Source organism: Paraburkholderia sp. J76 (genome assembly GCF_905220295.1).
Classification (GTDB): domain Bacteria; phylum Pseudomonadota; class Gammaproteobacteria; order Burkholderiales; family Burkholderiaceae; genus Paraburkholderia.
In genome coordinates this window covers 260072-282617 of record NZ_CAJMZJ010000009.1, presented here as the reverse complement: position 1 = coordinate 282617, position 22546 = coordinate 260072, and the positions used below count along the sequence as shown (strand labels likewise).

Genomic DNA, 22546 nt, shown 5'->3' with positions numbered 1-22546 from the left:
TTGCGAACCGTTCACCGCGTCCATGCTCGTCGCGCTCAGCGTGCCGTTGGCCACGTTGTGCAGCGCCACTGCCGTGGTCGAACCAACACCACCCAGCGTCACCGACGTATGCGCCGACGAGTCGTACATCACCGCGTCGTTGAGCTTGCCGTTGATGTTGGTGATCTGGCTGTTGATGCTCGTGATCTGACCGTTGAGTGTCGTCACGTTGCCCTGGAGGGTCGTGACGTTGCCTTGCAGCGTGGTCACCTGACCGTTAAGCGTCGTGATGCTGCTCGTGTTCGCCGTAATCTGCGAATCCGCTGCGTACAGTTGCGAACCGTTGACCGCGTCCGTGCTCGTCGCCGTCACCTGGCCCGCCGCCACGTTCGTGATCTGACGTGTCGCGCCCGAGGTGCCGACGCTCACCACGCCGGTCGGCGTGCCGCCCGCATACGTGTAGGTCGTACCGCCGATCACGCCGCTTGCCGTCGTGACAGCCGCCGCCGTGGTCGCGCCATTGCCCAGCGCAACGGAATTCGCCACCGAGGCATTCGCACCATTGCCGAGTGCGATTGCATTTTGCGCGGCTGCAGCGGAATTCTGGCCAACCGCAACCGCGCCGGTCGGGAGCGCTGTCGCACCGAAGCCAACGGCTACCGCGCCGCTGCTGTATCCGGGCTGTCCGGCAAGCGCGGCATTACCCAGTGCCACGCTGCTTATACCTGTGGCACTTGCCGCCGAGCCGATGGCGATCAGGTTGCCGTCAGAGTTGTAAAGAGTACCCGTTTCCGTCTGCGCGCCGTTGCCCATGGCGATGGAGCCCTGCACAAACGCACTGGCATTCGCGCCAATGGCAATCGTTTGCCCTTGGGAGGCATATCCGGTTTTGCCAGAGACAGCATTTCCGCCAATGGAAATCGCATCCGCGCCATACGTCGTCGAATCGGCCAGCGTCGAATTCGTGTGGAAATACTTGATCCCGCCACCGTTCATGATGTTGTTCACGGTGTTCGTGACGGTCGTCACGTTGCCTTGCAGCGTGGTGATGCTGCCCGTGTTCGCCGTGATCTGCGAATCCGCTGCATACAGTTGCGAACCGTTGACCGCGTCCGTGCTCGTCGCCGTCACACGGCCTGCCGCCACGTTCGTGATCGTGCGCTCAGCGCCCGCTGCGCCTACGCTGACCGTGCCCGTCGGGCTCGTGCCTGCATACGTGTACGTCGTGCCGCCGATCGTGCCGCTGGTCGTGCCCACGGCCGCTGCCGTGCTCGCACCGCTGCCCAGCGCCACCGAGTTCGCGTTGTTCGACACCGCGCCGTTGCCGATCGCGATCGAGTTGCTCGCGCCCGAGCCAACCGTCGCGGACGTGCCCAAAGCAATCGAATTCGTGGCGCCGGACATGGCGCCATAGCCGACAGCATTCGAATAATCCCCTGCCGCGGTGTTGTATCCACCCAGCGACATCGAATAGTTGCCGGTCGCCTGGTTATGGGAACCCATCGACAGCGCCATCGTGCCCGAAGCGGTCGTGTGGTAGCCCAGCGCAACACCGCCCGGGGTCGTTGCCGTTGCACCGACACCGACGGCAACGGAACTGTCGCCCGTTGCGCTGCTCGCCACGCCAGCCGCAAACGCCCCCATGCCAGAAGCGATGGAACTGGTGCCGTATGCCGTTGCCGGGCCATAGGTCGAGGTAGCTCCGGTAGCCGTACCGCCGTCGAGCGTATTGGCAAACGCTACCGCGGAAGCGCCAAGCCCCGCCGTCGCCAGAAGTGCAATGGCCGCTTTGCGCGACGTTCCCTTTGTGCGTCCCTTGGCGTTTTCCTGAGCGGGAACCCAGGTCTGAGTCGACTCATTCCAGACGGACCGATATGTCTTGTTCACGTATATTCCTTAAACACGTTCATCAACCGACCCGCTGAAAATCAGGATGCCGGCCGAACTCAATCAGAAGCATCGGCACCCGACCGGCCAAGCACCGGTTGATTCCGACAACAGTTCGTACTACTAATAAAATTGGATTTTCGTTAAAGCATCTTCCCTGCGCCGGCATCCCTTCAATCGTTGATTTCCGGGTTCAAGCCTTTGCCTGGAACGCTTTATAAAAGTCTAGAATCCGCGTTGCCCTCTTTGAATAGGAGGACTTCGAAAGCCTTGGTTTCGCCATGGGAGAAGCCCCCAAATCAGGTGCCCTCTGCAAACATGACGCTCACCCCGTTACGGCGCATGCGGCACGCGGGACGTAGCAATACCGCCTCGCCGCGCGCGACATGCGATTTATGGTTGGCCAACTTTTTTATGCCGGTTCAGCACTTTTCACACGAGAGCGTGAGCTGGACGCATGGTCGACGTCCGCTCTGTCTCCGGTGAAATTCGTGAAAAGCTGGGCATTTGAGACTCTTCGCACGAAGAGCGACCCGTCTGGGATCTTAGAGAAACAGATAGAGAGGTCGAATAAGACAACTCTTATTTTCTTCGGACCAATCTAAAGAAATCTGACAGTTCCCCAGAATTCTGGTGCGATTTTGGGGGATTGACTTACGCTAAATCGAGTACTCAGGCGCGCGATGTTGCCAGGGGTGACTCGATCTCCGCTGTGCGGAATCGCCTGGATGGGACGCTTGTCCCAGTTGCGAGCAACGTGAAATTAAAGTGAAAAGCGGGAGGGGGCGCCGCTGCTGCATACGCCCCGCGATCGATGACCGGCTCAGCGGCGTGCCATTCTCGACGTCACGACTCGCCAAACGCCATCGCGGCGCGCGAATTCATCGTAGAACGAATAATCGGAGAAGTCGCCCTTCAGCGCGCTTTGATACCGGTCGATGCCGGTCACAACGGCCGAATCGCCATTGACCTGCACCTGCATGTCGCGCAACGTTTGCGTCGCTCCCGGCGGCGGCGGCGGCGCTTTCAGGACTTGCGCCTTTGTCCGCTGCACACCGGTCGGGGTGATCTCGACATAGGAATCGTCGAGCATGCGGTTGAGCGCTTCACGGTCGTGAGTGCGCCCGGCTTCCAGCCAGTTCTGTTCGAATTGCTGCAGCGTACGCTCGTCATCGGAAGGTTGTGCCGCGTGCGCAGCGCTTGCGCACGCGATTGACAGCAAAGCAAATGCGGTAAGGCATGGACGTTTCATGATTCGGGTCCTGTCGACGTTTTCAAATGGGGCGCAAGCCTATCAAACGCAGACAGGCAAAAGACAATGCGCTGTGTGGAAAACGTTCGAATCAGCCAACACCTTGATCTTAATAATCCAGATGCCAACGTCGAATAGGAATCTTTCGAAAAGAACCGCCTCGCCCGTACTCAGACCAACCTTCAGCGATACGCGTTGATGCGCTCCTGCGTGTCTTTCGCGGCCCTTGCAGCCGCCTGCGCGTAATCCTCGCCCTTGCTCGCGTAGATGATCGCGCGCGACGAGTTGATGAGCATGCCCGTGCCGTTGGCGGTGCGGCCAGCCTTCACGGTCGCCTCGACGTCGCCGCCCTGCGCGCCGATACCCGGAATGAGGAGCGGCATGTCGCCGACGATCGCGCGCACCGTTTCGATTTCCTTGGGGAACGTCGCGCCCACCACGAGGCCGAGTTCGCCGCTCGCGTTCCACTTTTGCGCCGCGAGGTCTGCTACGACCTGATACAGAGGCTTGCCGTCGACGGTGAGGAACTGCAGATCGGAGCCGCCGGGGTTCGAGGTGCGGCACAGCACGATCACGCCCTTGCCTCCATGCGCGAGCCACGGCTCGATGGAATCGAACCCCATATAGGGATTGACCGTCACCGCGTCAGCCTGGAAGCGCTCGAACGCCTCGCGCGCGTACTGCTCCGCCGTGCTGCCGATATCGCCGCGCTTGGCGTCGAGAATCACCGGCAGGCCCGGATGCTTTTCGTGGATGTGGGCGATCAGTGCTTCGAGCTGGTCTTCGGCGCGATGCGCGGCAAAGTAGGCGATCTGGGGCTTGAACGAGCACGCATAGGGAGCCGTGGCGTCGACGATGTCACGGCAGAATTCGAAGATTGCGTCGCTGCGGCCGGCCAGCGCGGCGGGGAATTTATTGGGCTCGGGGTCGAGGCCCACGCACAGCAGCGAACCGGTGCGCTGCCAGGCAGCCGAAAGGGTCTGGGTGAAGGAGGTCATGGTGGGCACCCGCAGGCGGGCCGTAGAGGGGAAAACGGCGCGTATTTTACCCGGCTTGTGAGAGGCGACGATGCCCCGCGGCGGCGCAGGCCGCCGAGCCTGCGCCCACGCCCGTGCCCGTGCCCGCGCTCAGGATCAGCGCGCGTCGGCGCGCGTGCGCGCCGGCTTCGCGCTGCGCGCGCCCGCGCGGCCACGCGCCCCGGCGCGATGCGGGTTCGCCGCCGCCCGCATGTCCATGCGCTCGACGGTGAAAGAAAAGCGCCGCACGAGCCGCTCGCCGTGCGCGAGCACTGTCATGCCGTTCGCATCGCCACCGCCGCGCAGGTTCATCGCGTTGATCGGATGATCGACGGGCTCGAAGCAGAAGAAGTCCTTCCCGGGCGGCGTGTAGAGCACGTAATAACCGGCGTCCGCGCAAATCGACAGCGAGATCCGCTTGCGCTCCCACACCACCGCCGCCCGCCCGCTCCAGCCGCTGAACGCGTGATTGACGAGCTGATCGGGCAACGGATACGCCACGCCGAACTGCCAGGCAGGCGGCGCGGGCACGTGGCGCACCGGCAGCCAGTCCTGGCCCGAGAGCCACAGGCCGCTCGCGGGCGCGGAAAGCTCGGTGCTCGCGTCGCGCGCGAGAAACGGATGGACGCCCAGGCCGAACGGCAGCGCGTCGCGGCCCGTGTTTTCCACTTCGAGCGCGATCGCGAGCGTCGCGCCATCGAGCGTGTAGGTGAGCGCCGCGCGGTACGAATACGGCTCGCCGTCGCTGCGGTCGAGCACGAGCCGCACGCTCTCGCGATCCGCGCTCTCGACGCTCCAGGGCGCGAGCCAGCCGTCGCCGTGAATCGGCAGCGGTTCACCCGCGCGGTTGCGCGGCACCTCGATTTCGCGTCCGCCGAAGTGAAAACGTCCTTCGCCGATGCGGTTCGAATACGGCAGCAGGGGATAGCACGCGAGTTCGTTCGGGTCCATGCGTGCGCTCACGCGCTCGCAGCGGCGGAACACGGGTTCGAGCGCGCCTTCGCTGCGCCAGTCGAAGCGCGTAATTCCGCCGCCCAGTTGGGGCGCGACGTCGAGCCTCAGATACGCGTTCGCGAGCGTCACGCAGGCCACGTCGCTTGCGCCCGCCGCGCCAATCGCGACCGCCGAGGTGCTGGGCCCCGGCAGGACAGGATGAGTGGCGGCTTCGAGCCGCGCGCGGCGCGCGGCGGCGGCAGGCGAGACAACGGATGTGGAAGGCGGCACGCTTGCGGCGGCTGCGCCTGCGTTGGCGGTGGAACGCGTGGGTCGACGCACTGCGGAATTCGCGACGCTCATAAGATGCTCCTCGAGAGGCATGTTTGATTGCCGCCCCAAAAGGCGGCTCACCGGTGGCCTTTCGACGCCGTGCGCTGGCTCATTTGCCCGCTCATGCACGCGCCTGCGGCCGCTTCTTGTGTTCGCCCTTCTAGTGGTACTGGCAAAGCCAACTGCACACTATCGATCGACTGCATCTGTTGCCGAACTGCAACGTCTTATCCGTCTATCCGGGCCGCGCGTGACCTGCGGTGGCTTGCGAGTTCACCGCACGCCGCGCGCACCTATCGTCCGATGAGAGCGCACGCGCGCCTTTCAGCCTGCGTGCGATCCAGCGCGCTCAGGCGCGCCGACGCCCCTGAAACCGCGGTTCTTCAAGGCCCTGGCGGCCGATTCGAACCGCGAACACGCCACCTGCATGCGGCTCGCGCGCGAGGGCCTCCTCGTCCATTTCCTCGCGCGCGCTCGTGACATAAAGCGTGTCCAAAAGCGCACCGCCGAGCGTAACGCAGCTTGGCTGCGCTGTGGGAATCTTTACGCGCTCGGTTTCCACGCCATCGGCGCCGTAACGCACCACGCGCTCGCCGCCCCATTGTGCGTTCCAGAGGCCGCCTTCGGCATCGACCGTCGAGCCGTCGGGTACGCCGGTGTCGTCGGCGAGCCGGACGAAAGTGCGCTCGTTTGCAATCGTTCCGTCTGCGCCGTAATCGCACGCGCGAATCTCCCGCGAGAGCGTGTCGCAGTAATACATCGTCGCGCCGTCCGGGCTGAAGGCGATGCTGTTCGAGATCGCCGGCGCGGGCAACGGCAGGCGTTCGAGCGTGAGGTCGTGATTGAGCCGGTAAAAGCCGCCGATCGCCTGCCTCGGCGTGCCCTCGTACTTCGTGCCGAACACAAAGCGGCCCTGGCGATCGCAGCGTCCGTCGTTCAGGCGCGTGGGCACGCCGGGCTCGACCTCGACGATGGTTTCGATCGCGCCCGTTTCCAGATCGAAGAACGCGAGCCGCGATTCCAGACCCAGCAAGAGCGCGCGCTCGTCCTCGCAAAGCGCGAAGCATGCAAGGCGCTCCGGCATCGCCCAGGTCACATGCTTGCCGTCGCGCGCGTCGTAGCGCGCCAGGTGCTTGCCCGTGATGTCGACCCAGTAGAGCCGGCCGCGGCGCGCGCACCAGGTCGCGCATTCGCCCAGTTCGCACTTCGCGTGCACGAGCAGTTCGGCCACCGCCTCGCTGGAGGCGCTTTCGTTCGCGCTCATGCCCAGCCTCCATCCACGACGATGTCCTGCGACGTGATCATGCGGCTGTCGTCGGCGGCGAGAAAGAGCGCCATGCGGGCGAGATCGTCGGGCAGCAGTTCGGCGTCGATGCACTGGCCGCGCTTGATGCTTTCGCGGCCCTCGTCGGTGAGCCACAGGCGCCGCTGTTTCTCGGTCATCACCCAGCCCGGCACGAGCGAATTCACGCGAATGCCGTAGCGGCCCAGGTCCTTCGCAAGCCCGCGCGTGAGACCCTGCACCGCCGATTTGCTCATCGTGTAGACGGGCATTTCCGACTGCTTGAGCATCCAGCTAATCGAGCCCAGATTGATGATCGAGCCCGCGCGGGCGGCCTTCATGTCTTCCGCCACGGCCTGCGCCGCAAAAAGCTGATGCCGCAGGTTCACGGCGACGCCCGCATCGAACGATTCCGGCGTGACTTCGGCGAGCGTATGGCGGCGGTCGTTGGCCGCGTTGTTCACGAGCACCTCGATCGGCCCGAGCGCCGCCTTCACGTCGGCGACGGCGGCGCGCAGCGCGGAAATGTCGGTGAGATCGACGGTGGCGAAAAGCGGCTTGTGGCGCGAGTCGCCGAGTTCGTCGGCGAGCGCCTGGCCCGCGCTCGTGTCGATGTCGAAGAACGCGACGCGCGCGCCCTGCGCCGCGAAGTGCTCGACGAACGACGCGCCGATGCCCGTCGCGCCGCCCGTGACGAGCACGACGCGGCCTGCAAGGCTCGGATAGCGCGCGTAGCTTTCGTGCGCATGGCGCGCGACAGCGTTAGCGGGAGACGACATCGTATAAGGCTCCTGATGAATGGCTCTGGCCGGGGTTCGACCGGCGAGGTTTAATCGCGCGTGCCGCGGTTCTTCAACTGGTCGAGCAGCACCGCCGCGAGCAGAATCGCGCCGCGCACGAGGTACTGGTAGAACGCGTCGATGTTGAGCAGGTTCATCACGTTTTCGACCGTGCCCATGATCAGCACGCCGATCACCACACCCGAAATCGTCGCGCGGCCGCCCAGCAGCGAGACGCCGCCCAGCACGCACGCCGAGATTACGTTCAGCTCGAAGCCTTCGGCCGCGTTCGGCTGGCCCGACGTGATGCGCGAGGCGAGAATCACGCCCGCGAGCGCCGTGACCGCGCCCTGGATCAGGAAGATCCATACGCGCGTGCGCTCGACCTTGATACCGGCGAGGCGCGACGCCTCCGGGTTCCCGCCGATGGCGAGTGTATTGCGCCCGTACACCGTTTGATTGAGCATCACGCCGAACACGATAAAGCACACGAGCGTGACCCAGATCGGCAACTGCACGCCGAAGATCGAGGCCGTGCCCATGGCGATGAACGTATCCGACGACACGCCCACGGCCTGGCCGTGCGAGGCGATGAAGCCGAGTCCGCGCACGATTTCCATGGTCGCGAGCGTGGTGATCAGCGCATTGATGCGCAGATACGCGATCACCGCGCCGTTCACGAAGCCGATCACGGCGCCCGCCGCTACCGCCGCAACGATGGCGATGAACGTGTTGTTCGTGGCGTTGAGCACCATCGCGCAGAGCACGCCCGCGAACGCGACCGTCGAGCCCACCGAAAGATCGAAGTCGCGCGAGGCGAGACAGAACATCATCGTGCAGGCCACCATGCCGATCTGCGAGACCGACAGCGCGAGGCCGAGCATGTTCTCGATCGAGAAGAAGTGATCGACGGTCAGCGACATCACGATGAACATGATCACGAAGATCACGATCAGGCTGTACTCGGTGATCTGCTGCCACCACTTCTGCTTGTCGGTGGTACTCGGAATCAGCGCGTCGGCGACGCTCTTGGCCGCGCTGTTGGCAGATTCCGCCGCCAGGTTTTCTCTTGCTTGCATTTCAGTTTCCTCCCCGTCCACTCATGCGGCCCTGGCCTGCGTGCGCTTTGGCAGCGCGAGGTCAAGCACCGCGTGTTCGCTCGCCGCGCTGCGCGGCAACTCGCCCGAAATACGGCCTTCGCGCATCACCACGATGCGATCCGACACGCCGAGCACTTCCGGCAACTCCGACGACACCATCACGATCGCGCAGCCGCGCGCGGCGAGCTGGTAGATCACGTTGTAGATCTCGTGCTTCGCGCCGACGTCGATACCGCGCGTCGGTTCGTCCAGAATCACGACCTTCAGGTCGGGCTCGGCGAGCCAGCGCGAAAGAATCGCCTTCTGCTGGTTGCCGCCCGAGAGAAAGCGGATTTTCTGGCGGCGGCTCGGCGTCTTGATCTTCAGCAGCTTGATGAAGCGATCCGCCGTTTCCGCCTCCTTCTTGCGGTCGAGGAACATGCCCGCGCGCAGAAAGTGGCGGCGGCAACTGATGTTGATGTTCTCCGAAACCGTTGCCATCGCAACGATGCCCTGCTCCTTGCGGTCTTCCGGGCACAGCACGATGCCGTGGCGAATCGCGTCGCTCGCGCTCTTCACGCGAATGGTCTTGCCGTCCAGTTCGATCTGGCCCGCGCGCCGCTTGTGCGTGCCGTAGATGAGCTGCATCAGTTCGCTGCGCCCCGCGCCCACGAGCCCGAAAAAGCCGACGATCTCGCCCGCCTTCACTTCGAAGCTGGCCGCTTCGCGGAGCGGATGGCCTTCGACGCCGCGCACGGCGAAGCGCACGTTGCCGTGCTCGCGCGCCGAATAGTTATAGATGTCGCTGATCTCGCGGCCCACCATTTCCGCCACGAGCGTTTCGCGCTTCACCTCTTCGAGCTTCTCGTGCGAGGCGACCTTGCGGCCGTCGCGGAAGATCGTGCAGGCATTGCACAGCTCGTAGATCTCGTCCATGCGGTGCGAGATGTAGATGAGCGCGCGGTTGTCGGCGCGCAGCTCGCGCACGAGCTTGAAGAGCACCTCGGTCTCGCGGTGCGAGAGCGAGCTGGTCGGTTCGTCGAGCGCGATCACGCGCGCGTTGCGCAGGAGCGCCTTGCAGATTTCCACCATCTGCCGCTGTGCGATGGAAAGCTTGCGCAGCTTCGCGGCCGGATCGAGATCCACGCCCATCGCGGCCAGCCGTTCGCGCACGAACTTGCGCGCCTCGGCGCGCTTCACCCAGCCAAGCGCATTGGGCAACGCCCCGAGCAGCAGGTTTTCTGCCACCGTGAGGTCGGGCACGTATTGCAGTTCCTGGTGGATCACCGCGATGCCCGAGCCGATCGAAGCCGCGGCGTCGGAGAAGCGCACCTCGTTGCCGTCCATCAGGATGCGGCCGGAATCGGGCTGATACTCGCCGCCCAGAATCTTCAGGAGCGTGGACTTGCCCGCCCCGTTCTCGCCCATGAGGCCGTGCACCTGGCCTGCGTTCACCTCGAACGACACGCCGTCGAGCGCGCGCACGCCTGGGAACACCTTGCCGATATTGTCAAAACGCAGTGTCGCTGACACTTCGGTTTCCTCTCGTTCGATGCGTTGCGGGGCACTCGCCCCGCAACGGGAAACACCTCAAACCCCTTCTCTCAGCCTTACTTCGAAGCGAGACCCATCTGCTGGCGCACGCTTTCCACGTTGTCGCGCGTGGCCAGCATGCCCGTCGTCAGCGTAAGCATCGGCGGCTCCTTGCCTTGCGTGATCCACGTGTACATCAGGTCCGAGGTTTCCTCGCCATGGCGCTTCGGGCTGATGATGACGGTGCCGTAGAAGCCCGTGGGCTGCGGCTTCTTGAACTCGTTCAACGCCGAGTCCGAACCGCCGATGCCGATGCCGATCATGTTGTCGGCCTTGAAGCCGCGGCCTTCCGCTGCGCGCACGGCGCCGAGCACGGCTTCGTCGTTCAGGCCGTAGGCCACCCAGTGCTTGTACTGCGGGTTCTTCGTGAGCGCGATGTTGGCGGCGTTGAAGGCGTTTTCCGTGTCGGTCTTCGCTTGCGGCGCCATGACGATGTTCGCCTTCGGGAAGCCCGCGGCCACGAGCGCGTCGGTCGCGCCCGTCGTGCGGTCGTGCGCCGTCGGCAGTTGCTCGTAGGTCACGTCGATCGCGCCCACGTCCTTCATGTCCCAGCCGCGCTTCTTGATTTCGGCGGCAATGCCGTCACCCACCTGCTTGCCGATGTTGTACGCCGAGATGCCCATGTGCGGCACCGACTCGATCGGCTTGCCCGCGCCGTCAACGAGGCGGTCGTCCACCGTCATCATCTTGAGATTGTCGGCCTTGGCCTTCGCAACGATGCCCGGTCCGAGCTTCACGTCAGGCGTGCAGATGATGAAACCCTGCGCCTTTTGCGCGGCCAGGTTGTCGATCGCGCTCATCACCTTTTCGCCCGAGGGCGCGCCGATCTTCACCAGCGTGAAGCCCTTTTCCTTCGCGGCCATTTCCGCGAATTTCCATTCGTCCTGGAACCACGGCTCTTCGGGCTGCTTCACGAGAAAGCCGATCTTCACCTGGTCGGCGGCTTGCGCGACGGGCGCTTGCGCGAACATGGCGGTAGCGGCGGCAGCCACCAGCGTCAGAAAGATGCGTCGTTGCATTTTGTCAGTCTCCTGTCTTCTTCAGTCACGGGAAGGGTTTCCGGCCGCCTCTTCTTTTACCCGCCGCGGCGCGCGGCCAGCGCTTCGGCGGATTCCTGCATATTCTTTCCAACCTCGATTTATTTCCTTCGTGCTGCGAATTATTTTTTCCACTCTTTCATTCGTGATGCAGCGCCGTGCGGCCGCCGTCTATCGTGATGCAGCTCGCGTTGATGAAGGGCGCTTCGTCCGAGGCGAGGAACACTGCCGTCATCGCGACTTCCTCCGGGCGGCCGATACGCTTCATCGGCGGCAATTCCAGCGTGGCCTTGCGCGCCGCTTCGGGGTCGGGCTGCGCGTTCCACCAGTCGTGCGTGAGTTGCGTTTCGATGTAGCCCGGCGCGATGGCGTTCACGCGCACGTTCCTCGGCGCGTACTCGATGCCGAGCGCGCGCGTGAGCCCGATCACGCCGTGCTTGGCCACCGGGTACGGAAAGCAGCCAGGAATGATCTGGAACGCGTGCGTCGAGGCAATGTTGATGATGCTGCCCGCGCTGCGCTCGACCATGCCCGGCAGCACCGCGCGACAGCCGTTCCACACGCCGTCCAGATCGACGGCGAAGCAGCGGCGCCAGTCGTCGTCGGTCATCGTGAGCGGATCGGCGAACACGTTGATGCCGGCGTTGTTCACGAGCACGTCGACCGGGCCGAACGTGCGTTGCGCTTCTTCCACGGCGGCGCGCAGCGAAGCGGACTGCGTCACGTCGGTTTGCACGGCGAGCGTTTGCGCGCCTTCGCATGCGTTCGCGATCTCGCGCGCCGTGGCAGCGGCGGCCGCGCCATCAAGTTCCGCGAGCACGACGGCGGCGCCTTCGGCCGCGAACGCGCGCGCGATCGCCGCACCGATGCCGCGTCCGGCGCCGGTGACGAGCGCTACCTTGCCCGCGAGGCGATTCACTTTTGCGCTCCGTGCAAGCTCAGTTGCGTCACCCGCCAGCCTTCGATGAAAGCCAGCGCGTTCGCACGCGTGGCCGCCTCGTCCTGGCCCGGCTTGTAGAGCGCCGAGCCAAGGCCGAAGCCGCTCGCGCCCGCGGCCAGTTGCGCTCCCATGTTGTCGGGGTTCACGCCGCCCACGGGCAGCAAGGGCACCACCGGCGGAATCACGGCGCGCCACGCCTTCGTCACGGCCGGCCCGAGTTGCTCGGCCGGGAACATCTTGAGCGCGTCGGCGCCGTGCCTGAGCGCCGCGAACGCTTCGGTCGGCGTGGCGACGCCCGGCACGCATGCCAGGCCCTGGAGCTTCGCGGCGAGGATCACATCGGTATCGGCGTGCGGCATGACGATCAGCTCGCCGCCGGCTTCGCGCACGTCGCGCACGCGCGCGGTGGTGAGCACCGTGCCCGCGCCGATCATCGCGTCTTCAGGGAGCGCCTCGCGCAGCGCCGCAATGCTGTCGAGCGGCTGCGGCGAATTGAGCGGCACCTCGATGATCCGGAAGCCCGCTTCGTACAGCGCGCGCCCATGCCCGGCGGCCTCGGCGGGCTTGATGCCGCGCACGATCGCGACCATGCCGCACGCGCCGAACGCGGCGACGAAGCCGGCATGGGGCGTGTAAGGGGCAGGCAGATTCAGTTCGGGTTCCATGTCGGTTTCCTGTTGCTTGGCTTCGTGTCCGGTTCGATTCAGCGGGTTCGATTCGTCGGCATACGTTCAGCGCGGCACGACGAGCCCGGCCTGCACCGCGATGCGCCAGAGCCCATGTTCGGTCGCTTGACGCACGAGATGCGCGCCGCCGCAGCCGAATGCGGCAAGCGCCATGCGGTAGCGCTCGCACAGCGCCTGCGCGCCGATGAGCTGCGGCGCGCAGCCGGCCAGCGCCACGTCGCGCCGCGCGAGCGCGGCTTCGAGGCCCGCCAGTTCGTGCCCGATCACGAGGCCCGACAGATAGTCGGGCTGCTCGTCGGCGGCGAGCTGGGCCGTGAGGCCGAGCGTGCGCGTGCTGAACGCCGTGGCGAGCAGGCCCACGCAGCCCTGCTCGCGCGCCACGCTCACGCCGCGCATGAACGCGGCCGTGTCGGGCTCGGCGGGATGCTTCATCGTGCGGCCGAGAATCGTATGCGCGCACAGCGCGGCATAGACCTCGCCTGTCATGAAGGTGTAGAAGCGCGCAATGTGCTCGCCCTCCACGACCACCCATTTCGCGTGCGTGCCGGGCAGGCCGACGAGCGAGGTTTGCGGCGCCGCTTCGTCGCTCGAATCGCTTAACGCGCCAAAAATCTGCGTTTCCTCGCCGCGCATCACATTGGGCAGCGCGCCCGGCTCCAGCACGCCCGGCACCACGGCGACTTCGGCGCCGCTCGCGGCGCGTACGCGCACGATGCCGGCCACCAGCGCCTGGGCGCTCGCGGGCGTTTCGACATAAGGCGCCTGCACCCAGCCCTGGGCGCTGCCGACCATGCCCGCCGCCAGCACCGGCAGCGATGGCGCTTGCGCGAGCCATACGCCACATGCTTCGTCGAAGGCGGCGTCGAAGCCGCCCTCTTCGGCAGGCACGGGCAGGTTCATGATTCCCGCCGTCGAAACGCGGGTGGCGATCACCTCGCCCGCCGCATCGAACAGATACGCACGCAGCGAAGTCGTGCCCCAGTCGAGCGCGATGAGCGCGGCTTCGCGGGCGTTCACGCCGTTGCTGCCGTCGAGGGTTGCTCCGCTTGCGGGCTTCTCGCGCGCTTTCATCGGCGAATCCTGCGTGTGGTGGGCTGCGGCGCGCGCCAGCCCAGTTCCTGCGAAATGGCGCGCGCCTCGCGCTGCACGACCGGAATCAGTTCGTCCATGCGCTCGAGCGGCATGTAGGGAATCGTGCTCGCCACCGAAAGCGCGGCCACGATCGCGCCGGAAGCGTCGCGCACCGGCGCCGCCACGCAGCGGATCGAAATTTCGTTCTCCTCCAGATCGAACGTATAGCCGCCCGCCGAGTAGGTGGCCATGCGCTTGAGGAAGGTATCCGGTTCGAGGCTGTGATCGGGACGGAAGCTCACGCCCGCAAGCGTGCGGCGCGACGCGTCGAACAGGTCGCGCCACGTTTGGGGCGCGAGGTCGAGCATCATCGCCTTGCCGATGCCCGTGGACGCGAGCGGCATGCGGTGGCCCACGCGCGAACGCATCTCGAGGCCGCGCTGGCCGGGAATCTTGTCGATGTACAGCACGTCGTCGCCGTCGCGCACGCCGAGGTGGATCGTGTCGAGCGATTCGTCGGCGAGCGCCTGCAGATGCGGACGGGCAACGGCCGTGAGCGGCATCTGTTCGAGCGCGATGGTGCCGAGTTCGATGAGCTTCGGCCCGAGCAGATAGCCGCCCTGCACCTGGCGCAGGTAGCGCGCTTGCACAAGGCTCGAAACCAGCCGATGCGTAGTACTGCGCGTGGTGCCGAGCACCGCGCCGAACGAGCGCAAGTCGCGCACGCCGGCGGCGGCCGCTTCGAGAATGGCTAGACCGCGCAGGAGCGTCTGGGTGCCGGCCTGCTGCATCGAGCCGTCGAGCAGCGTGCTCGCGACGCCGATTTCATCGGCGGCGGAACGCGCTTTCGGCTGCGCCTGAGCGGCGGTTGCCGCGGGGCTTTGCACCGGCGCGGCCTCGTCGGGGAGGTTCGCGGCGAGTGTGGAAGACATCGCTTTGTTCATGGCGAGGGCGATGAAGGGAGACGATCGAAAGGCGCGCGCCGTCAGGCGGCGCGCGAACCCAGCTTCGGGAGACAGCCCGACGCGTACGCAAACGGGGCGCAGCGGGCAGGTAGCGGCGGGCGGCGCGTGGCCGCGCAAAGCGCTGGCTGAAGCATGGCGAACGTCTCCTTGTGCGATCCGGTTCGCTCCGCGTCGCGCGCGTGCGCCGGATTTATCTGGGTCTGCCGATAAGGTTCGCTACAGAGATTGCCGCGGCGCCTTATCGGATGGACTGGATTGTAGGCAGGTTTTTTCCAGTTCTCCAATATGTGATTGGGTCGCTCATATATTGGGAAATAACGAAAACTGGGATCCCTCTACCGAACGGCTAACGAGGGACAGAAGATGCGAGACGCTTGACGCAAGCGTGGGCGAGCCGGCGCTAGCCTCCCCAGACTTGAGCGAAGTCATACCCGGTGCATACCGGGCCGCTCAATCTATTAGAGGCTATATAAAAACTTGTATAATCCTGCTCATGCCAAGCCATTGGAATTTTGCGGCAGTGCGCTAGCCGATCTGCGGAAGTTTCCGGATGAGGTGCGTCAGGAGGCCGGGCGGCAGTTGCGGCGCGTTCAACGCGGCCTCGACCCGAACGACTGGAAGCCCGTGAATCCCGTTGGCCGTGGCGCGCGTGAAATCCGCATTCGCGACGCGAGCGGCGCGTTCCGTGTGATTTACGTGGCGCACATTCGCGATGCCATTCATGTGCTGCATTGTTTTCAGAAGAAGTCCGAGAAAACGGCCTTCGTCGATCTTTCGCTCGCCGCGCGCCGCTATCGCGCCGCCTTAAGGAGTCCAAACCATGAGCCGCCAGAATCACGGGAACCATGAACGCCAGCGCTTCGACAGCGTGTGGGACGCGCTCGAAGACACGCCCGAAGCCGCCCAGAACATGACGCTGCGCAGCGACCTCATGATCACGCTCGAAGAGCACATCAAGCGCAACAAGCTTACTCAAACGCAGGCCGCCGCGCTCTTCGGCGTGACGCAGCCGCGCGTGTCCGACCTCATGCGCGGCAAGATCGATCTGTTCTCGCTCGATTCGCTCATCAACATGGCCGTGGCGGCCGGCATGAAGGTCGAGCTGCGCATCACCGCCGCCTCTCCGCGCGACGGCGGCACGCAAGAAAAAACGGCCGCCGGGTAACGCCGGCGGCCTCTTCCTGTCTCACTGCGCGCAACCGCGCCGCGCCCTTACTTCCCGGCGGGCGCCTTGTATGCCACGCAGTCCACTTCGACCTTGCAGTCCACTACCATGCTCGACTGCACGCAGGCGCGCGCCGGCGGATGCTCGCCGAAATACTCGCGAAACACCTTGTTGAACGAGGTGAAATCGCGCGCATCGTCAAGCCACACGCCGCAGCGCACCACGTGCTCCGCGCCATAGCCCGCTTCCTTCAGGATTGCGAAAAGATTCTGGATGGCCTTGTGCGACTGCTCGACAATGTTGCCGTTGATCACCTCGCCGCCTTCCATCGGCGTCTGGCCCGAGACGTACAGCCAGCCGTCGGCTTCCACGGCGCGCGCGAACGGCAGATGTTGTCCGCCCTGGCCCTTGCCGCCTTCCGCTCCAATTCGTTTCATTGTTTGCTCCTTTGAGATCGTGCGGCGCACGCAGCTTGTCGGCTACGCGCGCCGGGGGTCGAAATTCGATAGATAAAGTTTGCCTAAAACGCCGTCGCCTCGGCCTGCGCCTCGCGCTCGCCGCGCGCGACGAAGTGGCCCGCGCGCTCGCCCGTGGGCTGGCCGTCGCGATAAGAAAGCACGCCGTTCACCCACACCGCGTCGATGCCTTCCGCCACCTGCTGCGGCTTCTCGAAGGTCGCGGCGTCGCGCACTTTCGCGGGGTCGAACAGCACGAGGTCGGCGTGCCAGCCCACGTGCACTTCGCCGCGTTGCGAAAGGCCGAAGCGCCGCGCGGAGAGGCCCGTCATCTTGCGCACCGCTTCTTCGAGCGGCAGCAGCGCCGCGTCGCGCGCGTAGTGGCCGAGCACGCGCGGAAACGCACCCCACAGGCGCGGATGCGGCAACGGGTCGTTCGGCAGGCCGTCCGAGCCGACCATCGTGGCCGGATGCGAAAGAATGCGGCGCACGTCGTCTTCGGACATGTTGTGGTACACGGCGCCCGCCGGTTGCAGGCGCTTGCCCGCTTCCTGCTGCGAAACGCCCCACTGCGCCGCGATGTCCTTGATGAGCTTGCCCGCCTGCTCCGGGTGCGGCGTAGACCACGTGATCGTGATGTCGATGTCGCCCGTCACCTGCTTGAGATCCAGCGTCGAAGAACTGCGACTATACGGATAACAGTCGCAACCCACCGGCTGATACTTGCGCGCGCTTTCCAGCGACGCGAGCACTTCCGTGCTGCGTCCCCAGTTGGAAGGACCCGCGCATTTCAGGTGCGAGATCACTACCGGCACGCGCGCGTGCTGGCCGATGTGATACGCCTCGTTCATCGCTTCGAGAATCGCGTCGAACTCCGTGCGCATGTGCGTCGTGTAGAGCGCGCCAGCGGCGGCGAGCGGCTGGGCAAGCGAGGCGACCTCTTCGGTTGAAGCCTCGAACGCCGAACCATACGCGAGCCCCGTGGAAAGGCCGAGCGCGCCGTGCGCGAGCGCGTCTTCGAGTTGCGCGCGCATGGCCGCGATCTCGTCGCCGGTGGCGGCGCGCTTCAGGTCGCTCATGTGATTGTTGCGCAGCGCCGTATGGCCGATCAGCGCGCCCACGTTCACGGCGGGCCGCGCCGCGTTCACCGCGTCCACATAGGCGGAGAAAGTCGGATAGCTGAACGCGTCGCGCTCGCCGAGCAGATTCATCGGGTCGGGGGGATCGCCCTTGAGCGTCACCGGCGACGCGCTGATCCCGCAGTTGCCTACCACCACCGTCGTCACGCCCTGGCTGATCTTGGGCAGCATTTGCGGCGCACGGATCACGTGCGTGTCGTCGTGCGTATGAACGTCGATGAAACCCGGCGCGAGCGCGCGCCCATTGGCCTCGATCACCTCTTCCGCGAGCCAGTTCGACAGGTTGCCGATCGCGACGATGCGCCCGTCGCGCACCGCCACGTCGCGCTCGACGGGCGGCGCGCCGGTGCCGTCGTAAAGCATGGCGCCGACGATTAACGTGTCGGCGGCTTCGGGGTGCGAATGCATACGCGTCTCCTCTGGATGGCTCTTGGTTACGCTCAGTCGCCGAGCGGCTGGCGTTCGCCGCCGCCGCGATGCGCGTCCAGCGTGTGCTTCATGCGGCGCAGCAACTCGCGGCTTTGGTCGGGTTGCGCGAGCGCCAGTTCGGTTACGAGCACGTCGAGTGCCATCATCATCGCGTAACGCGACGAAGACGGCTTGTAGATGAAATCGGTCTCGCTCGCGACGATCGGCACGAGCCAGTCGGCGAGTGCGGCAAGCGGCGAAGCCGGCGCGGTGAGCGCAACGAGCTTCGCGCCGTAGTCGCGCGCGATGCGGCACGCATCGACGAGTTCGGGCACGCGCCCTGTTACGGAAAGCGCGACTACCACGTCTTCGGAGGAGAGCGTGCTCGCCACCATGCGCTGCAGCAGGCTGTCCTGATACGACGCCACCGGACGGCCCAGGCGCACGAGGCGAAAGCGCATTTCGTCGGCGAGCGCGCTGGAGCCGCCGCCCATGCCGAACACGTAGATCATGCGGGCGCGCGCCAGCGCCGCGGCGGCTTGCGCAAACGGCGCCTGGCGCAGCAGTTCGTGATTGCGCGCGAGCGCCGTGTGAATTTCGTCGTAGACGCGCGTGGCGAGCGGCTCGGCTTCGGCATCGGCGGCACGCGGCTTGCCTGCGCCTTCGACAGCGCCGGCGTGGCCGCCGCGCAGGAAGCGGTCGCCCACAGCGGCCGCCTGAGCGAGCCGCAGCTTGAGTTCGCGCACGTCGTGGCAGCCCACCGCCTTCGCGAACCGCGTGACGGAGGCGATGCTCACGCCCGCGCGCTGCGCCAGCTCGCCGATGCTCGCGCGCGCGGCGCGGGCGAGATCGTCGAGGATCAGCGCGGCCACGTCGCGCTCGGCCGGACGCAAATCGGGCACGCATTGCGCAATATGCGCGACGATGTCGAAGCGGGCCGGATCGGCGGCGGTGTTCATTGCAGGGCGGCTGTTAATAAATAACAATTCACGAAGCGATGTTACTTTGTGTACTATCTCCGAGTCAACGCCGGCTCACAAGACGCCGGTGTAGCCGGGACGCATGACGCATATGGAGCGAAGGGAAATGAAAGTTACAAACTATCAGAGTGCAACGATCGATCCGGATAGCAAGGGCCTCGGCAACCTGCCGGGGGCGAGCGTGCCGCTCGGGGACGCCGGGCGCCTCGAATGGAATCTACTCGAAGAAGACGTGAGCCTGCCCGCTGCTGTGCTTTATGCCGATCGCGTCGAGCACAACCTCAAGTGGATGCAGGACTTCGTCACGCGCTACGGCGTGAAGCTCGCCCCGCACGGCAAGACGACGATGGCGCCGCAGCTCTTTCGCCGCCAGATCGAAACCGGCGCGTGGGGCATCACGCTCGCCACGGCGCACCAGACGCGCGCCGCCTACCGCGGCGGCATCTCGCGCGTGCTGATGGCGAACCAGCTCGTGGGCCGCCGCAACATGGCGATCATCGCCGAGTTGCTCAGCGACGCGACCTTCGAGTTCTTCTGCCTCGTCGATTCCGTGGAAGGCGTGGAGCACCTGGGCGAGTTCTTCCGCGCTGCGGGCCGCACGCTCCAGGTGCTGCTCGAACTGGGCGTGCCGCGCGGCCGCACGGGCGTGCGCGACGCCGACACGCGCAACGCCGTGCTCGCCGCCCTCGCGCGCTACCCTGATTCGCTCAAGCTCGCAGGCGTGGAAATCTATGAAGGCATCCTCAAGGAAGAAAGCGAAGTGCGCACTTTCCTGCGCGACGCGCTGAACGTCACCGAGGAACTGGCCGCCGCGGGACGCTTCGCGCGCACGCCCGCGCTGCTTTCGGGCGCGGGATCGGCCTGGTACGACGTCGTCGCGGAGGAGTTCGCGCCGGCCACGCAGGCGGGCACGATCGACGTGGTGCTGCGCCCCGGCTGCTACGTGACGCACGACGTCGGCGTCTACAAACAGGCTCAGTCGCAGATCCTCACGCGCAACCCCGTGGCGCGCGAGATGGGCGTGGCGCTATTGCCCGCGCTGCAACTTTGGGCGTATGTGCAGTCGATTCCGGAGCCGGGCCGCGCCATCATCGGCTTCGGCAAACGCGACGCCGCATTCGACGCCGGCTTTCCGGAGCCCTCACGCCACTATCGCCCCGCGAATGGCGGCGCGCCGCGCGAAGTGGAGGCAAGCGAAGGTTGGGAAGTGTTCCAGATGATGGATCAGCACGCCTACCTGAAGATTCCGGCGGGCGCGGATCTGAAGGTCGGCGACATGATCGCGTTCGACATCTCGCACCCCTGCCTCACGTTCGACAAGTGGCGCCAGGTGCTGATGGTGGATGCGAATTATCGCGTGACGGAAGTGATCGAGACGTTCTTCTGAGTGCGGCGCGGGCTTAGCCCGCTTTAGCGTGCTTTAGCCCGCCTCGCGCCCCGCCTCCCGCGCAAGCGCGGCCGCCGCCGTGGCCGCCTCGCCGATGCGCGCCTCCATCATCCCCAACGCGCCCGACAGCGCCGCGAGCGCGTCGTCGGGCAGCGACATCGTCACGCTCAGGAACGCGTTGCGGCGCGGCAGGCCCTCTTCGATCACGGCGCGGCCCGCGCCGGTCAGCGTGACGTTGGTGATGCGGTTGTCGCGCTCGTCGGCGCGGCGCGCGATCCAGTCGAGCGACTCCAGCGCCTTCAATTGCCGCGTAAGCGCGCCGGGGTCCACGCGCAGCCGCTCGACGAGCCGCTTTTGCGACGACTCGCCGTCCTGCTCGTAAAGCGCGAGCAGAATGCGCCAGCGCGGCAGCGGATGTCCGACCTGCGCCTCGAACGCCGACATGAACGCCCGGTAGGTCCGCCCGAACTGCTGCACGATGGCGATGCGATCCTGAATTTCCATGCTTTGTTTTCCTGCCGGCTTCTGCCGGTATCCATTACGGGCGAGGCCATTCAATCCGCGTGAATCACGGGCTCCGCCTTGCGATGCAGCTTGATCGGCGGCACGCGCCGGGTTTGCCAGATTGACACTACCGCGATCATCGCCGCCACCGCGATGCCCAGGTGAATCGCGCCCACGAGCGCCTCGCGCGCGGCTTCGAGCAGCGGCGCGCCGTTATGCCCCGCGTGCGCGAGATCGGCGATGAGCGTTGCCTGCGCGTCGCGATTGATGAGGATCTGCGGGTCGGCTAGCTGCGGCAGCCAGTGGGTGGCGTGATCGGCGTCCAGCGCGCGTTGCACACCGCTCGAATAAAGCTGCGTGACCATCGTGCCGGTGAGCGCCGTGCCGATCATGCCGCCGATCATCCGCAGCGACTGCAGCAGCGCCGTGGCGATGCCCAGATGCTCGCGCCCGGCCGTCTGCTGCGCGAACACGGTAAGGTTCGGCATGACGAAGCCAAGGCCGATGCCAGCCACGATCATGAGCGCCATGAGCAGCCCGCGCGGCGTGCCCCGCGTGACGAGCGCAACCGCGAAGCACGACGCCGCGATCATCGTAAAGCCGATGTAGAGCATCAGGTTCGGATTGCGGATGCGCGAAACGATGCGCCCGTTCGCAATACTGCCGATCGTGATGAACACCACGAGCGGCGTGATGACTACGCCCGCTTCCTTCGGCGTCATGCCGAAGCCGCCCTGGAACAGGAGCGGCGCATAGAAAAGCAGGGAAAACATCGTGAAGCCGCCCAGCACGGCGAGCGTGAAGAGCGCGTTCAGGCTCGCGTTGCGGAACATGTCGACGGGCAGGATAGCCTGCGGGCAGCGCCGCTCCCATTGCCAGAGCGCCCAGCCGGCCGCCAGCGCGAGGGCGAGCAGGCCGATGGCCGAAGCGCCCACGCCGTGCCCCGGCAGACGCTCCACGAAAAGCTGCAGGCTGCCGAGCGCGACCGCGATGAGGAGCGCCCCCGGCCAGTCGAGGCGCATACGCGCCTCGTGCGCGACGTGGCGCAAGTGCGGCAGATACTTCCACACGAAAAACAGCGAAAGCGGACCAACGGGCAGGTTCACGTAGAACACCGAGCGCCAGCCGTAGTACTGCGTGAGAAAGCCGCCGAGCGACGGACCGACCGCGTTGGCGATACCGAACGCGGAACTCATGAGCACCTGCCAGCGCAGGCGCACGACGGAATCGGGAAAGAGATCCGGAATGCAGGCGAACGCCGTGCCGACCAGCATGCCGCCGCCGATGCCTTGCAGCCCGCGTGCGATCACGAGGAACAACATGCTGTTGGCCGCCCCGCACAGCACAGAAGCGGCGGTGAAGACGACGATCGATGCGATCACGAACGGCTTGCGCCCGTAGTAGTCGCCGAGGCGCCCAAAAATGGGGACGGTGATGACCGACGTGAGCAGATAAGACGTGGCGACCCACGCGTACAACTCGAAGCCGCGCAGTTCAGCGACGATGGTCGGCAGCGCGGTGCCCACAACGGTCTGGTCGAGCGCGACGAGCATCGTCACGAACGAGATGCCGAGCATTGCGAGCAGGGACTCGCGGAACGGCAGAACCTGCCCGCTCGAATGGTGGGCAGCGGTATGAACGGCCATTTTTTGATCCAGCAACGATTGACACGTCAA

21 protein-coding genes are annotated in these 22546 nt (G+C 65.7%); 3 read left to right on the top strand and 18 right to left on the bottom strand.

The genetic code is table 11. The features are described 5' to 3' along the window. The 13 genes from U5768_RS19475 to U5768_RS19415 all read right to left on the bottom strand — a co-directional run. Positions 1-1866 (bottom strand): ESPR-type extended signal peptide-containing protein (locus U5768_RS19475; RefSeq protein ID WP_322032021.1); only part of this gene is annotated, 1866 nt, incomplete at its 3' end. A gap of 823 nt (positions 1867-2689) precedes the next feature. Then, a complete protein-coding gene (locus U5768_RS19470) occupies positions 2690-3118 on the bottom strand; it encodes a nuclear transport factor 2 family protein (protein WP_322032020.1) in 429 nt (142 codons plus the stop codon). Between the two features lie 182 nt (positions 3119-3300). Further along, positions 3301-4116: an orotidine-5'-phosphate decarboxylase gene (gene pyrF, locus U5768_RS19465; protein ID WP_322032019.1), complete on the bottom strand. Its 816-nt coding sequence runs from the start codon at positions 4114-4116 to the stop codon at positions 3301-3303. 135 nt (positions 4117-4251) lie between these two features. Continuing rightward, positions 4252-5430 (bottom strand): aldose 1-epimerase, encoded by a 1179-nt coding sequence (locus U5768_RS19460; protein ID WP_322032018.1) that lies wholly within the window; start codon positions 5428-5430, stop codon positions 4252-4254. Between the two features lie 319 nt (positions 5431-5749). Continuing rightward, positions 5750-6664, bottom strand: a complete 915-nt coding sequence (locus U5768_RS19455; protein WP_322032017.1) for an SMP-30/gluconolactonase/LRE family protein — start codon at positions 6662-6664, stop codon at positions 5750-5752. Beyond that, positions 6661-7461, bottom strand: coding sequence for an SDR family NAD(P)-dependent oxidoreductase (locus U5768_RS19450; RefSeq protein ID WP_322032016.1), 801 nt, complete (start codon positions 7459-7461; stop codon positions 6661-6663). Before U5768_RS19450 ends, U5768_RS19455 begins: the two co-directional genes overlap by 4 nt. A gap of 50 nt (positions 7462-7511) precedes the next feature. After that, on the bottom strand, positions 7512-8540 hold the full coding sequence (araH, locus tag U5768_RS19445; RefSeq protein WP_322032015.1) for an L-arabinose ABC transporter permease AraH: 1029 nt from the start codon (positions 8538-8540) through the stop codon (positions 7512-7514). 21 nt (positions 8541-8561) lie between these two features. Next, complete coding sequence (gene araG / locus U5768_RS19440; protein ID WP_322032014.1) at positions 8562-10073, bottom strand: L-arabinose ABC transporter ATP-binding protein AraG; 1512 nt, start codon at positions 10071-10073, stop codon at positions 8562-8564. Positions 10074-10150: 77 nt separating this feature from the next. Next, complete coding sequence (locus U5768_RS19435; RefSeq protein ID WP_322032013.1) at positions 10151-11152, bottom strand: arabinose ABC transporter substrate-binding protein; 1002 nt, start codon at positions 11150-11152, stop codon at positions 10151-10153. 157 nt (positions 11153-11309) lie between these two features. Next, positions 11310-12089 (bottom strand): SDR family oxidoreductase, encoded by a 780-nt coding sequence (locus tag U5768_RS19430; RefSeq protein ID WP_322032012.1) that lies wholly within the window; start codon positions 12087-12089, stop codon positions 11310-11312. After that, positions 12086-12775 (bottom strand): 2-dehydro-3-deoxy-6-phosphogalactonate aldolase, encoded by a 690-nt coding sequence (locus U5768_RS19425; RefSeq protein WP_322032011.1) that lies wholly within the window; start codon positions 12773-12775, stop codon positions 12086-12088. The genes U5768_RS19430 and U5768_RS19425 overlap by 4 nt, the downstream gene beginning before the upstream one ends. A 66-nt stretch (positions 12776-12841) precedes the next feature. Next, complete coding sequence (locus U5768_RS19420; RefSeq protein ID WP_322032010.1) at positions 12842-13867, bottom strand: 2-dehydro-3-deoxygalactonokinase; 1026 nt, start codon at positions 13865-13867, stop codon at positions 12842-12844. Then, positions 13864-14811 carry an IclR family transcriptional regulator gene (locus U5768_RS19415; RefSeq protein WP_322032009.1) on the bottom strand — a complete coding sequence of 316 codons (948 nt, stop codon included), beginning with the start codon at positions 14809-14811 and terminating at the stop codon, positions 13864-13866. The genes U5768_RS19420 and U5768_RS19415 overlap by 4 nt, the downstream gene beginning before the upstream one ends. Positions 14812-15309: 498 nt before the next feature. Between U5768_RS19415 and U5768_RS19410 the strand changes: the two genes are divergently transcribed. Continuing rightward, positions 15310-15681, top strand: coding sequence for a type II toxin-antitoxin system RelE/ParE family toxin (locus U5768_RS19410; RefSeq protein ID WP_322032008.1), 372 nt, complete (start codon positions 15310-15312; stop codon positions 15679-15681). Further along, entirely contained in the window at positions 15653-15997 is a 345-nt protein-coding gene (locus tag U5768_RS19405) for a helix-turn-helix domain-containing protein (protein ID WP_322032007.1), read from the top strand. Before U5768_RS19410 ends, U5768_RS19405 begins: the two co-directional genes overlap by 29 nt. A 47-nt stretch (positions 15998-16044) precedes the next feature. Here the strand turns inward: U5768_RS19405 and U5768_RS19400 are convergent, their stop codons facing one another. From U5768_RS19400 to U5768_RS19390, 3 genes are all read right to left on the bottom strand, one after another. Continuing rightward, the gene (locus U5768_RS19400; protein ID WP_322032006.1) at positions 16045-16434 is read right to left on the bottom strand and encodes a RidA family protein; all 390 of its coding nucleotides are present in this window, start codon (positions 16432-16434) and stop codon (positions 16045-16047) included. Between the two features lie 83 nt (positions 16435-16517). Next, complete coding sequence (locus tag U5768_RS19395; protein WP_322032005.1) at positions 16518-17999, bottom strand: D-aminoacylase; 1482 nt, start codon at positions 17997-17999, stop codon at positions 16518-16520. A 32-nt stretch (positions 18000-18031) separates the two neighbouring features. Then, a complete protein-coding gene (locus tag U5768_RS19390; protein ID WP_322032004.1) occupies positions 18032-18958 on the bottom strand; it encodes a MurR/RpiR family transcriptional regulator in 927 nt (308 codons plus the stop codon). Positions 18959-19085: 127 nt separating this feature from the next. Here U5768_RS19390 and U5768_RS19385 point away from each other — a divergent pair, with 127 nt between their 5' ends. After that, positions 19086-20366, top strand: a complete 1281-nt coding sequence (locus U5768_RS19385) for an amino acid deaminase (RefSeq protein WP_322032003.1) — start codon at positions 19086-19088, stop codon at positions 20364-20366. A gap of 33 nt (positions 20367-20399) precedes the next feature. Here U5768_RS19385 and U5768_RS19380 read toward each other — a convergent pair whose 3' ends face one another. After that, positions 20400-20870 carry a MarR family winged helix-turn-helix transcriptional regulator gene (locus U5768_RS19380; protein ID WP_322032002.1) on the bottom strand — a complete coding sequence of 157 codons (471 nt, stop codon included), beginning with the start codon at positions 20868-20870 and terminating at the stop codon, positions 20400-20402. A gap of 50 nt (positions 20871-20920) precedes the next feature. Continuing rightward, positions 20921-22516, bottom strand: coding sequence for an MDR family MFS transporter (locus tag U5768_RS19375; RefSeq protein WP_322032001.1), 1596 nt, complete (start codon positions 22514-22516; stop codon positions 20921-20923). Between the last annotated feature and the right edge of the window lie 30 nt (positions 22517-22546).